The sequence below is a fragment of the Photobacterium sp. GB-72 genome (assembly GCF_003026095.1).
GTDB lineage: Bacteria > Pseudomonadota > Gammaproteobacteria > Enterobacterales > Vibrionaceae > Photobacterium.
In genome coordinates, this window is sequence record NZ_PYNV01000023.1 from 45,469 (window position 1) to 58,624 (window position 13,156).

Annotated in this window: 17 protein-coding genes; all 17 read left to right on the forward strand. The window is 39.6% G+C overall.

Features of this window, described 5'->3' with window-relative positions; genetic code table 11:
- Positions 1–234 precede the first annotated feature (234 nt).
- The 17 genes from C9J40_RS19650 to C9J40_RS19730 all read left to right on the forward strand — a co-directional run bounded on the left by C9J40_RS19650 (position 235) and on the right by C9J40_RS19730 (position 12,882).
- Positions 235–1,113 (forward strand): DNA replication terminus site-binding protein, encoded by an 879-nt coding sequence (locus C9J40_RS19650; protein ID WP_158259566.1) that lies wholly within the window; start codon positions 235–237, stop codon positions 1,111–1,113.
- Positions 1,114–1,396: 283 nt separating this feature from the next.
- A complete protein-coding gene (locus C9J40_RS19655) occupies positions 1,397–1,825 on the forward strand; it encodes a hypothetical protein (RefSeq protein ID WP_107247749.1) in 429 nt (142 codons plus the stop codon).
- A 708-nt stretch (positions 1,826–2,533) separates the two neighbouring features.
- A complete protein-coding gene (locus tag C9J40_RS22405) occupies positions 2,534–2,758 on the forward strand; it encodes a 2Fe-2S iron-sulfur cluster-binding protein (RefSeq protein WP_107247750.1) in 225 nt (74 codons plus the stop codon).
- Between the two features lie 8 nt (positions 2,759–2,766).
- The gene (locus C9J40_RS19665) at positions 2,767–3,489 is read left to right on the forward strand and encodes a hypothetical protein (protein WP_107247751.1); all 723 of its coding nucleotides are present in this window, start codon (positions 2,767–2,769) and stop codon (positions 3,487–3,489) included.
- Positions 3,486–3,698, forward strand: a complete 213-nt coding sequence (locus tag C9J40_RS19670) for a hypothetical protein (RefSeq protein WP_107247752.1) — start codon at positions 3,486–3,488, stop codon at positions 3,696–3,698. Before C9J40_RS19665 ends, C9J40_RS19670 begins: the two co-directional genes overlap by 4 nt.
- Positions 3,699–3,748: 50 nt before the next feature.
- On the forward strand, positions 3,749–4,438 hold the full coding sequence (locus tag C9J40_RS19675) for a hypothetical protein (protein WP_107247753.1): 690 nt from the start codon (positions 3,749–3,751) through the stop codon (positions 4,436–4,438).
- 121 nt (positions 4,439–4,559) lie between these two features.
- Positions 4,560–5,129 (forward strand): hypothetical protein, encoded by a 570-nt coding sequence (locus C9J40_RS19680; protein WP_107247754.1) that lies wholly within the window; start codon positions 4,560–4,562, stop codon positions 5,127–5,129.
- The gene (locus C9J40_RS19685) at positions 5,129–5,626 is read left to right on the forward strand and encodes a hypothetical protein (RefSeq protein WP_107247755.1); all 498 of its coding nucleotides are present in this window, start codon (positions 5,129–5,131) and stop codon (positions 5,624–5,626) included. Before C9J40_RS19680 ends, C9J40_RS19685 begins: the two co-directional genes overlap by 1 nt.
- Positions 5,627–5,728: 102 nt before the next feature.
- Complete coding sequence (locus tag C9J40_RS19690; protein ID WP_107247756.1) at positions 5,729–6,343, forward strand: zinc-finger-containing protein; 615 nt, start codon at positions 5,729–5,731, stop codon at positions 6,341–6,343.
- An 85-nt stretch (positions 6,344–6,428) separates the two neighbouring features.
- Complete coding sequence (dnaN, locus tag C9J40_RS19695) at positions 6,429–7,967, forward strand: DNA polymerase III subunit beta (protein WP_158259567.1); 1,539 nt, start codon at positions 6,429–6,431, stop codon at positions 7,965–7,967.
- A gap of 126 nt (positions 7,968–8,093) precedes the next feature.
- Positions 8,094–8,708 carry a murein L,D-transpeptidase catalytic domain family protein gene (locus C9J40_RS19700; protein WP_107247758.1) on the forward strand — a complete coding sequence of 205 codons (615 nt, stop codon included), beginning with the start codon at positions 8,094–8,096 and terminating at the stop codon, positions 8,706–8,708.
- 16 nt (positions 8,709–8,724) lie between these two features.
- Complete coding sequence (locus tag C9J40_RS19705) at positions 8,725–9,114, forward strand: hypothetical protein (protein ID WP_107247759.1); 390 nt, start codon at positions 8,725–8,727, stop codon at positions 9,112–9,114.
- Between the two features lie 177 nt (positions 9,115–9,291).
- A complete protein-coding gene (locus C9J40_RS19710; protein WP_107247760.1) occupies positions 9,292–10,359 on the forward strand; it encodes a lambda-exonuclease family protein in 1,068 nt (355 codons plus the stop codon).
- Between the two features lie 37 nt (positions 10,360–10,396).
- The gene (locus C9J40_RS19715; RefSeq protein WP_107247761.1) at positions 10,397–11,467 is read left to right on the forward strand and encodes an AAA family ATPase; all 1,071 of its coding nucleotides are present in this window, start codon (positions 10,397–10,399) and stop codon (positions 11,465–11,467) included.
- Complete coding sequence (locus tag C9J40_RS19720; protein WP_107247762.1) at positions 11,468–11,839, forward strand: hypothetical protein; 372 nt, start codon at positions 11,468–11,470, stop codon at positions 11,837–11,839.
- An 85-nt stretch (positions 11,840–11,924) separates the two neighbouring features.
- Positions 11,925–12,587, forward strand: a complete 663-nt coding sequence (locus C9J40_RS19725) for a hypothetical protein (RefSeq protein ID WP_107247763.1) — start codon at positions 11,925–11,927, stop codon at positions 12,585–12,587.
- A complete protein-coding gene (locus tag C9J40_RS19730) occupies positions 12,574–12,882 on the forward strand; it encodes a hypothetical protein (RefSeq protein ID WP_107247764.1) in 309 nt (102 codons plus the stop codon). Before C9J40_RS19725 ends, C9J40_RS19730 begins: the two co-directional genes overlap by 14 nt.
- Positions 12,883–13,156 lie beyond the last annotated feature (274 nt).

A 13,156-nucleotide genomic window follows, 5' to 3' on the forward strand; every position in this document is an offset into this window, starting at 1 on the left:
CTGGCGGCGGCTGAGTAGACCAACTGTGCGTGGTTTGAGGGGGAAAGAATTAAAGACGAACAGCGAATGAGGGGGGGATTGTGACGGCGGCGGTGAAGCGTAGAATTAGTAACCCGTATGGGGCTAGATGTATACTTTTTGTGCTATATTGTTATTATATTTATAACAGGTCGCCTCAAAGAAGAAGTGCACTTTTTTTCGTGTGGCCAAAAAAAAATAGGTCTCTATAAGTTTATGACTGATATTGAATCCCTCCGTGACAATGTCACGCAACTCTATACCAAGTTAAATGCTCTCGCGCATTTGCTCCGTACCAGTGATTTGATACATGGTTACGTGGCAAAGCTGCCTGTGGCCGATCGGACTGACGATGACAACCATGAACCGGTCAAAGCAATGATGGCTGAGCAAGAATTTTACAGTGACCAGGCAATGCAGGAAGCCATTAAAGCGATCTCGCCTCAAGAACATGTGATGGGGAAAAGTGGGCGCGCCGGTCGTCGTTGGGTCGGTATCGTCCATATCGATGATAACCCTGAAGTGATAGACGCGATATTGGAAGTCAATGCGCTCAAGCAGCAATTAAGTGATGATGTGCTATATGTCGATGACACCATCAAACGGACACCAAAAGCGCGTCGTGTGCTGTGGCGTAAAATCTTACCGCAAGGCGTTATACCGCTGACCGTGACACGCCAAATCGTGCTGGCCACGGACATAAAATCATTCAGTCTGCACTGGATGGATAAAGGTATCGCCTCTGAAAGTGTGAATGAAGTACAAGCCAATGCGATCATTGCTCATTATGCTGATTTGCGGGCGTTTCTTTTTGAAGAAGAGCGTGAGCGGTACGTGAACCGTAAAAAAGCCTTAATTGCTGAAGCTGCCACCAAAAACACACTACGCATTGTGCGGCCAATCAAACTGTATCCCTGTTATAAATTTAATCAACGTGTGCATCACGCGCATACGCCATTGCTGGTGGTGCAATCATCATCACTGATACGTTATCCAACGTTGAAACCCTATCGACTCGATAATGAGGCTGATACGCTGTTGTCACGCCGTTATGACCCCATTGCGCCAGAAGTGCATTTATACAGAGAGCGTTAATATTGAGCATCACTTGCATAATATCTATCTATTGCAAACTCATTTGTGGTTTATTAAGTTGATTAGCCACAAATCAGAGGGAAGAGTCGTATGTTATGAACAAAATAGATGTTTATCTTACTGAGTGCCCGCATGATTGCACAATCTTAAGTAAAGAAGAAATTCATAAAACTAAAGCGGTTTGGAATAAGAAAGGCGAGTCAAGACTTATGGACGCCTTATTTACCCTTGAACTCTTAAAAACCTAACAAACTACATCTTTTTGACTAGAAAGAGCATGTTGGTGGATTTAAAAGGAATTGCAGTTATGCCAAAGAAAGAGCAAGCCACAATCAACCTTCAAGATACAAACGATGATTTTAGTGATCTTGTTTTGTTTTGTTTTACTTTTTACCCAAACGGCGCGGATCTAACTAACTATAATAACGTTGAAATTAAAACCCAAGAAATTAAAAGACTTGCAAAAAAAAAGGTAAACGATTTACTGGGTGAAATTAATTGCACTTTAACGAATAAACCCACAATGTTCTTATTAGCCGCCGAAGTAGAAGAAATACGGAAACTACTTCTCGATACGCTAAATAATCCTCATAAAAGAGTCGCCAAAATTCCCGATTATTTAGAAAGTTATCACCTCGTTTTTCCAAGTCGCTATTACTTGGCTATTAGATTGAGCTCACTATCAACGACACAGAAAATGATACTGTTTTGATAACTTTTAGTCATTAGGATTACAGGCATTCTCTCTACGAAGACGGGATTAATGGACAAAGATTTGGCGCGTTTGAGGACTTAAACAAATCGGAATTAGACAAATGGTCTACTGATATCAACGCAGAACTAAAATCCGTTAATTATTTTGTTGAAGTTTATAACTTTGAGTAAGACAAAATATACAACACTACCTAAATTGAAAGCCGACACATAAGCGTAAATAAAGTAATGGTCTACACTTTGGAAATTGAAAGACTGGGTTATATTGATTTATGTTATGAGATTACGAAGGAGAAAAAACGATGCTATTTATTAACATTTATGCGGGATTAACACTGCTCATCGGCTTATTGGCTCTCAATGCACCAGCTCTAATCAAATGGTGTGATCAGAAATTAAACGAATACTCGCCAACAAAGGAAAAATAAAGAATCAGGTTCTTTATAACATAAGGCGATAGTAACAACTTGAAAATAAGTAGTGATAATTTTTAGCTACCACTTCTTTACAAGTAACAGGAATTAACATAGATTAAAAAGAGCTAGAGGTCTGCAATAGCTTTAAAACGGCCATTCCCCCAAAATCAGATGACTTAGGATAGATATACTATCCTAAGTCATTTTTTTTTACTCCATCGGAGTATCGATCGGTTTGATGTCTTTTTACAAACCAGCGTTATGCGAGACAAACTACAACGATATTTACTATGTTAAACATCCCACTTTCAAAGAACAGACACGCTGTTCTTACACAAATATTAGCGTTACGGCCAAACCATAACTTTCAGTGTAAAGATGGTTACTGTGGTAGTTGCGCAATAAAACTAATCTCTGGCGAAGTGACGTACTTTCAGACGCCACTTGCACACATTCCAGATAATCACATTTTGCCTTGCATCTGCACTGCAATAACGCCAGTCACCTTAGAATAGGAGCTCAAATGAACACCATTGAACAATGGTGTGTTGTAAACCCAATCAACTGTAATATTCAAGATAACGTCCCTCCCAAAGTGATAGAACAGTTTTTAAGTGCTAGAGACACCGACGATCTCGAACGCTGTCTTAAACTGTTTAATCCATACGAAACTGATAGAGAGTCATTAGATCAACAGTATTACCAAATGATCAATGATTTGCATCTAAGACCCACTCACAATCATTATCTCGAATTCCTCAAATACAAGGTTTGCAACCACCAGCCGATAGAAACATTAAATGTCGATGTTGCTATATCATTGCCATTTGAAGTACCAAGCGACGACCACACAGACAGTGCGCTTAACCAACTCTACGAACGCAATAAACCGCTAAAAATCATATCTTGGCCTGAAATGGCAGATCATATTGATTGTCGCATGACATTCACTGGCTACATCGATCTGGCTTATTGGCTACAGCAAAAAATTGTTCCTGACAGTATCTGGTTACCACATCAAAAGCCGTATTGGTTTGATGGCGAAACTGGTAATGCGTTTCACGGCAATGTGCCATACAGCCGTGATTTAGTATTCAGTTCAGGCATACACATCCAACGCCGCAATACGCAAAATTATCTCGATATCTCAAATGTGTTTGAGCTTAGCGATAAACATTATGAGACAGAGCTTAATTTATCTGCATCTGTAAAAAGACAAGAATTGTTTTTTAAGGAGGTAATGTGAAGTATTTTGATATTTATAACAAAGCGATTATCGATTCAAAAGCGAACACTGTTTACCAATTTAAAGCCGACAATAAAACATTCCAACGCATCATGAAGGACTCAAAGAGCAGCCCTAGTGATATCTCACAGAAAATATTGAGAGCCGTTACAGATTTTGCCCGTTACAAAGGCATCATCGATGATAACGAATCTATATCTATCTACTGATACCAATCACCACCACTAACAGCCATCGGCTGTTCATTTAAGGAAATGCCATGAAAACTTCATCTTTGCAAACAGATATGTTTGCAGATGCTCTGCTGTGCACCGAAAGTAAGGCTTCGGGCTTTGTAGAGCTTAATGACCAAAACGCCTCTTCCGATTTTAACGCTTTTACCGACGACGAGTCATTGCAGTGGCTGCCCGAGGAAGTCGAGAAATTACGTTATAAATTAGCAAAACAGTCTATCGGCATACTTGTAGATTCACGAGCTTCTGATGAAGAACGTGATGATGTTTTTATGTGGTTAAGACAAGACAATTTTTCTGAACCGTTTAGCTATTACAACTGCCTGTGGTCTGAAGGGATCAATCCTGTGATATTTCGTAATGAAGTATTTGATGGCATGTATAGAAAGCTAAGTGAGTTACGAAAAGATGCTGGTGGAGTACCAGACGATCTATTGAAAGACTATTTAGCGACATTTGACCGCAAAAAACACAAAGTAAAAGACGATTCTATTGAGTCAAATGCACTCAATGAACGCATAAAGTTACTTCAGAAAAAACGCGCAGGTTTAAAAGCTTTTGGTCAACGACTAATAAAGCTTACACCTCAGAGCTATACGTTATTGAAGTGGCTAGAACAGCGCAGTGTTGTTCGTAATCAACCAAATTTAAATCAATTAGAAGAGTTCGTTTATCGTTTTAAAGAACAAAGCCAATTTCCGAAAGAGATTGGTTAACAATGGTCTCTCCACAAAGTGGAGGGGCTTCTAAATGGCCATTGATTTATGACTATTTAGAAGCTTGCAATTTTAGAGTCGATTGTAGAGTTGAGCTAGACAGTACAGAGGGACATGACATATGACAATAGTACATCCGACAAATGGTGAAACATCATTGATTACCGGGTTACCTCTTTCGAGTGGCCAAATAGGTATTCAATTGGTCGACAAACAGGATCGGTTGGTGTCATGGCAAATGATTGACAAGCAGCATCAAGAGCTTCTTGCGAGTATTAATGAAAATAAAAGTACGATGTATAAGTTCATTAGTAGCGAACACACGTTGCAGAAAGCATGGTTTCAAAAGAATGCAGAGCTATTGCGTTCCATTAGAAATATCGTCGTACCGCTTTTATGGCTTAATCGTCCGAATTCAAAGCGTCGAAAAATACTGATCGATGATGCTTATCAATTAGACGTTCAGCAAATGAAGATTAATTTAGGATTCGATACGTTTATTACTGACATGAACAACGCAAAACCGCTTCAAAAATTAGGACTAAGAACGATGATTTTAGATCAGCCATTTAATCAACTGACGATTGATAAGCAGCACGTGATTATTGCTCGCACCGACAAAATAATTACTAATGATCCTGAAAAATTTTCGTCTTGGCATCGGATCTATCGAGTTGGAGTAGCCGCCTGATGCTTACTGTCAATATTGCTCAAGAAAATGGCGTGTATCAGCTAGCGAATGGCGTGTTTAATATTATGACGCGAAACAGTGTGCTAGCCGAATTAGCTGCAAGTTATTTATTTAATAATCACGGTATTAAAAAATACAGTATCGTTGATAACAATATTGATAATTCACCAAGCTTCATCAATGAAATACATAAATATTTCATTGATAGTCTTAAGCATTATCTACATACGAAAAATTTTCGAATTGCGAATATAAAAACAATAGCGAGCATTCAACTTTTAAGTGACACGGCTTGCCATATTTTGAGACTTAACGGCAATGGCGACTTCATTGTGGTCAATCAGTCACTACAATTGGTTTGCTGCAGTATATCGATATCTGAGGCGCAAGAATTCATGCATAGCGTTGGTATTGTTATACCTAAAACCGAGCAAACGTACACTCTTTACGATATTTCTGAACATTATACAAACTATTGTAGTTTCGAGTTAAAATAAGATAAGGTTTAAAGAATTGCTCTGCAATATCGGATTACAGGCTTAATAATCCGCAGTTAACGCTGAAGCCATACCACCACCTGATAATCAGAGGTACGCCGCATGAACAAATCTCAATTGCGATACGCGATTACCTCACATCTACGTCAAAGTTCAATCGTTCAGGTCGATATAAAACATTATGTCGAACTCGCGAATGATTTAATCGATGCTTCTCATGCAAAAAACATTAAACACGTATCTAGTGATTTAATGGCATACGCATCAAAATTAACTACTTGTGAGGTTAAAAAACAGAAATACCAGTTGGTCGCTCAATTATTGTTGGATATTCGCTTTAGACGTCCTACAGCACCATTTGAGCATCTAACAATTCACTGTCCAGAGTGCGGTGAAGAAACACAATATTCATACGCGTATTTCCGCTATGAATGTAAAAACTGCAAAACCCACGTCAGAGCGCACAAAGGTGATCATTGGCCGATGGGTTCACTTGTCAACTCAAAAGTTTCTTATTGCCGACGTTATGCTCATCATTTATTTGATGAATACTGGGTCGAGCATTACGGTTCACAAACTGCTGCTTATGAGCAGTTAGCAAACATAACAGGTGTACCGTTAACAGAGATCCATTTTGGTACGTTGATTAACAGCACGTTAGACGCGTATCGAATCAACCAGATCTTATCATCTCTAAAACCTCTTAAAGCGGCTTAAAGCCGTTTTAAAATTAACCACTCATGGGTTATTACTAATTCCCATGAGGGGATTGGTATGCTCATCTTTTAAGGAAATACCAATCATGACTACTGAATTTGTACCTCAACGTTACAAAAAAGGCGAAGCTCAACCAAACAATGATGCTGCGGTTGAGAAAGATCAAACTCAACCAACAAATACTGCTGCCGTTGAGAAAAATCAAACTCAACCAAGTAATAATGCTGTGGTTGATAAGCAAAAGAAACAACCGCAATCAACTGCTGCTGTTGCAGCACCTGTAACCGCAACACAGACTCCTGAAGAGGGGGCTGATGAACAGGTACAACCTAAACCACCAGCAAAACGCAACACCGCCAGTAAGTCTTCTTCCTCAACCAGTAAGTCTTCTGGTGATACCGCGAAGAAAAAAGCGGTAACTGTCACAAAGAAAGTATTTACTGTCCAACAGGCCAGTATTGCTCCTATGGTGTCACGTGTTGCGCAGGGCGTTAACAGCAAGAAATCGAAAAAGGTCATCGAAAATTGTTTATTAATGACAATTACAAAAGGTGGCACGATGAACCTTGTTGGCGCCGCAGCTGATATTGAAATTATCAGTCGCACCAAGGTAAATGTCGTAACCGGTATTACCAAAACGCTAAAACTAGCAGTACAAGCAGATCGTTTAAACAATCTGTTACGCTCATTTAACTCGAGTGATGAGTTAGAGTTTACTGTTAAGAAAAATCCGAAAGCTGGAGATGGCGGTTATCACATGACGCTCATTTTGAAGTGTGGACGGAGTCAGTATTCGTTAGCATTATTCGATCCTGACGCATACCCGTCAATCTCAATGAGCAAAGATGTGACAACATTTCAGATCGCGAATAACGACCTGCTATGGGGACTTCAACGCACACTAATCACTGCTGCGCATCAAGATGTTCGTTATTACCTCAATGGTGTTTATATGGAATTTTCACCAGAAAAAGATAATGATTCTCATCTGCGCTTAGTTGGTACAGACGGACACCGCTTAGGTACGTGTACCGTTGCGGCATCTTACTCTGATGAAAAACGTCCAGTAACAAGCTGTATCTTGCCGCGTACCAGCGCGGTAAAAATCAATGGACTGATTGGAACCGACGGCGATTGCCAGGTTCAAGTATCAAGTTCGTTGTTGCGTGTTGCGACACCATTTGTAGTAATTACATCGCGACTGATTGATGGTCGTTATCCTGATTGGCGTCGTGTTTGTCCTCAGCCTGAACAGGTTGAAGGTTACGAAAAATGCAGTATTGTGCGAAGCGACGCTAAACAGTTGATATCTCGTTGTTCACTTATGGTGAATGAGAAAACGACTGCGTTAAGTGTTAAATCAACAAAAGATAAGCACTTAGAAGTATCGGCTTCGAATGCTACAGATGAGAATGGCGTAGAGTTGATCTCTTATTCGTCAGACAATGAGATTGACCTTGAAATAGGTTTAAATGCAACTTATGTACAAGATGCGTTAAATCAATTTGATGGTTACTCAGACACGATTGAATTCTTTTTGCACAAAAGTGGCCAATCGCCACTGGTGATCAAACATGATGACAATCCAACACTCTCTTATGTTGTGATGCCTTTGCGCGTCTAACAACATTATAAAAACGTCGATAGCTCAGTGAGCTATCGGCGTTTTTTTTTAACTCAAAAAAAAAATAAGCAAAAAAGTTTTATTCACTGATAGATAATAGTGCTTTGTTAACAAGGAGTGTTCTCAATGAGATTGATTAAAAAGAGCCTCGCTATTGCCGTCGTTATCTTCAGTCCACAGATACATGCTAATCAATTACTTGATGAAGCCTTTGATGTGTACAGCAAGGCTAATTTACGCTTTTACATGGGCTTTGGTGTTTTTGTTGAGGCTTATAAATATCACTTGCAATTGGCAGACAAACCTTATTTAACGATTATCGACTATTCCAAACCTTCTAATGAACGCCGCTTTTTCCTGATCGATACAGAGAATGCAAGGTTGCTATACCGAACTTATGTCTCTCATGGAATTAATAGTGGCACGCTATACGCAACAGACTTTAGTAATAATATTAATAGTCGTAAAACTTCATTGGGTGCATTTAAAGTCGCGAATGCCTATCACGGTAAACACGGACTATCGTTGCGATTGGATGGTTACAGTACAACAAATTCAAATGCGCGCGAGAGAGCTATCGTACTTCATGGTGCTGACTACGCTGCACCCTCTGTCATTTCGAAAATTGGAATGCTGGGTAGGTCGTGGGGCTGTCCAGCTATACCGCGCCACTTAACAGAAACCGTTGTTAACTTGCTAAAAAACGGTGGCACTATTTACGCGCATTCTACGAGTAGTTAAGTTAAGGAGAACTCTAATGCAGCAACTATTTGAAAGCTACAAAACGACAATACAGGAATCTATTAAGCAGCTTAAAGATGACGACAACACGTTAATTCTTAATCTATATTCAAAAGACGAATGCAGTCTTTCTGGCATAGCTAATTATCTATCTAATTCTCCGAATTATACTTTTTTATCTTATTTCGATCCCGTCTCTGAACTAATCCCGAATAACGCCACGTACCTTATCGATGGTCTAGAGTTCAGTAATGAAACTCTACAAGATCTCAAATTTATTTTTTCGGCACAAATAGCCGTTGGTGGCATGATCGTTATCTTTTCCTTAAATAAGCTGGCGCTTATTGAATCATGGGGTGGGGCTAGTCTGCAATTAGATGAATTAGATCCAAAACTGTTCACTTAGAGGTTACGCTGTCACTGAATGAGTTGGTGAATATGGTTGAATTTTCAACCTTATAACGCTACAGTAATTTAAAACGCACCCTGCGTTCTATTGAGAATAGGCTTTACTTCTCACAGCTTAATCGCTGAAGCCATCCCTCCACAAAAGCAAATCTAAACACCAATCTAGGAAATACTCATGCATATTATCCCTTATTCACAGGGATCTGCGGAGTGGTTAGAATGGAAGTCAACCGTTGTCGGTGCCAGTGAACTAGCTATTTGTTTAGGGCTCAGTCCCTATCAAACAGCTAAGCAACTGTTTTACCATAAAACGGGGTTGACCCCCCCACCTGACCTCTCTCGCAATCCTCATATAATCCGTGGTAAAAAATTAGAACCACACGCAAGACTCACTACTGAAAATTACTTTTCAAAAAAACTCAATCAACACTGCTTATTGATGCCTGTCGTCGCTATTAGTGATGAGAAATCACTGATTGGCGCTAGCTTTGACGGTATCAATTTGTTGCCCGACCATCCGATGTTCAACATTCCTGTCGAACTCAAATGTCCTGGTCTAACGGTATGGAATGATATCCAACGACGTGGACGCTTATCTACGCACTACATCATGTATGCAATCCAAGTTCAGCAACAAATCTACGTTGCTGGCGCAAAAGAAGGCTATCTTGTTTTTTATTACCAGAAAAACATCAAAGTCTTTCATATTAAACGAGATGATCAGTTCCTTGGATATGCTATTCCAATCGCTGAAAACTTCATGCGAAATGTTTTGAAAATCACACCGCCTGCGGATGATACCGAACGTGATATTTTTTCGCCGACGGAAGATTCAGAAATCACTGCGTGGCAACAGTTACGTGATGACTATGAACAAAATGTGCAACAACTAAATGCTGCACCCAACGACACCACATTGCTACAGAAACGTAATCAACTCCGTGATAAAGCGGTGGAATTGTTAGGCTTATATCGTTGCGGTCAAATAGGTTCTTTTAGGATCTCACGCACACGGCCAACAAGTAAACCGAACCATCAAGAGCAATTAACTCAATTGCTTGATTACATCCACCAGCACAACATCAACATTCCAGAGGCCATTCTTAACACTGACAACTTCGTTAATACGACCGAATCACAGTTAAGAGTAACAACGAAAGCTAAGCCTCTTACGCAACCACAAATCCCCTCTAACCCAAATGTGATAAAGGGTTTTGAGATTGAATTTACACCCACCACCTAACAGCACTCATGCTGTTCTTTTAAAATAGGAAATCACTATGCTTACCAAACAAGTTGCGAACCTTTACGGTATTGATACTAAATCTGAGAAATTCTTGGCAGCCACAACGACCATTGATTTTGATGAGTTCGGTGCAGCTACCGAATATATGTGGGGCAACAAACTGTTTATTCCTAAACGTCCAGCTGTACCAATCAATATGGTTGAAATTGAATATTATTCATTTGAGCGTGAATTTTTCTCGTTCTTCTTTAATTTTTTAATGACACCAAACAACAGTTTCGCATGGCTCTATGGCCCAAGTGGGACTGGTAAATCATCGGGTCCTGCACAAATGTGCGCGCGGCTAAATTGGCCATTCTTTGAGTTCAATGCTTCAAAACGTACTGAGCGCATTGATCTGGAAGGTAGTTATATCCCAACACCTGATGGAATGGAGTTTTTCGAAGGTCAACTAACCAAAGCGATTACGCAAGGCGGCGTCTTGCTAATTAACGAACCGTCACTAATGGAAGCAAGTGAATTGGCTGGTCTTAATGATATTAAACCGGGCAAACCATTTTTCCTCGCGTCTAAAAATGCTGAGGTCATGGTGCATAAAAACTTTCGTTTAGTGCTTGCTGATAATACCAACGGGGGTGGCGATGGCACCATGTTTGGTTATGTTGGCACCAATCGCATGAACAGTGCGTTTTTAGACCGCTGCCGTGGTTTTGCATCGAAGTATATGCATGAGGCCGAAGAACACGACATGGTCATCAATAAACTGATTCATAATTACAACAAAGGTGAGTACCTAATTAGTCAAGAGACATTTGATAAATTCCTTGATGAGCTAACGACCATACTGCTACCGTTGATTGAGTTTGCAGGTGCAATTCGCACTGAAGCAGAATCTAACCAACTGAGCTTTCCACTGACGCCACGTACTGTTATCGATATTGCTGCAACCATGCTCCAATATCGCAGTGCTGAGCCACAAGAAAAGCTGCAACGAGCAATAAAGGAATGTTATCTGTGGCAATTTAGCCAAGATGAAAAAAACAAAATCAGCACAATGTTCAAAGTTAAATTCGGTATTGCACTGAATTTAGCAAAGGCGGCTTAAATGCTATGCTTTCAGATCACCGGTATCATTAATAAAGACCTGAATTCAATTCTTACTCAATTGAAATTCTCTGAGGGCGTAACAGTTAGTCAAGCTGGCGACTGTTTAATACTTGCAACAGAAAACCAACGTTTTACGTTTGGACCACCACTTAGTAAAGACAACCTGACGTTTGGTAATGCAAACGAGTTAATCAATATCAATATTGATGATCTCCGATTACTGCTCAGCCTGTTTTTACTCTCCAATGCTGCAGAAGTGAGTGATGATAATCGACACTTCTCTGCATCGACCTCCGACTACATTCGTTATTGTTCTTTATATTCACTACCAGTGTTTACTAATGAAGAACAGGACTTTTGTATTTACTAACTAAACCAGAAACCTACATCCCTTTGGGGGTGTGGGTTTTTACTACCACATCAACAGCCATGTGCTGTTCTTTTAAGGAAAACCAATGAATAAAACACTTAACAGTGCGCGTGAAAAATACGCCCAAAAACTTAAACAAAAAATGAGGAAATCAATTATTCATGCTATTGAAAAGCAGAAAATATTTGATGATGTTAACCAAGATCCTCACTTTAAAATTCAACTTGCGATCATCATGGATCGCATTGATGAATACCTAGAACACTACGATGCGGGTACTGAGTTCATTCTGGCAGCTAACAGCACTGAGATAGTGATCTATCCATTACGTGTTTGCGCTAATGTCTCTTTATTCGATAGACAATTTGCTGATGTCGATACGTTTTACCTTTTTAGTGTCTCTCTTGCAGAGCACCAAAATGTAATTAAGTTATCTAAAGCAGATGTGATTACACAATTATCGATGCTACCTATGTTGTCAGCGCAAATGACGTTATCACAACTAGAAAATGCAGTATCGAAAGTCATTAATCTTGGCGCATGGTCAACAGGCCACTTCGACAAAAAATTAATTGCTCATTTAGATGTTGATTCGTTGCACTGGCAACATTGGATCACGCAACTATCAACAGCTTCAATAGTAAATAAAGAGATAATTCGATATCTCAGAACTGCTATCGAAGTGAGAGCATATATTGAGTCGAATAATGCGTTTAAACAGCAAGGAGTTGATCGTGGAATTCGATAAGGAAACGTTAGCTATTGTTGTTTCAATCATTATTGCCGTAATGCCAGTCTTGATAAGGTATTTACGACGATATTTGAGTCAAGATTACCTTCGTTTAAAAAAAGATTTTCATGATGCCTTGGATACGATTGAGGCTCATCAACAATTAGAATCTATTTACAACGAAGCATTAAACGATGCAACGGGTAAGTCGTTTAAGCGACAAGCTCGCGCTAAAGCTGAAAATACGATTGGCCGAAAGGTGAACGAAAAGTTCTACCCATCACGGCTTAACCATTACAGGCAAAAATACTAAATGGGTAAGGTGCGTAGGAATACGTACCTTATCTTAAGGACTATCTATGGAATTGATTTTCGCACTATTGCTACTACTTTTTTCTATCGGTGTATTTTTATATCTCGACAGAAATATTTAAACAATGTGTTAAACACAAAACAATAAGTAAGATGTGCGGCGCTATTATAGCGTTGCGCATTTTTACTTGCTTATTTACTCAGCAATGTTTAAATTTATACTGTGCAGTGGCCTCTATGCACATCATCGGCCAAAACCCCAAATAAATTAGTAA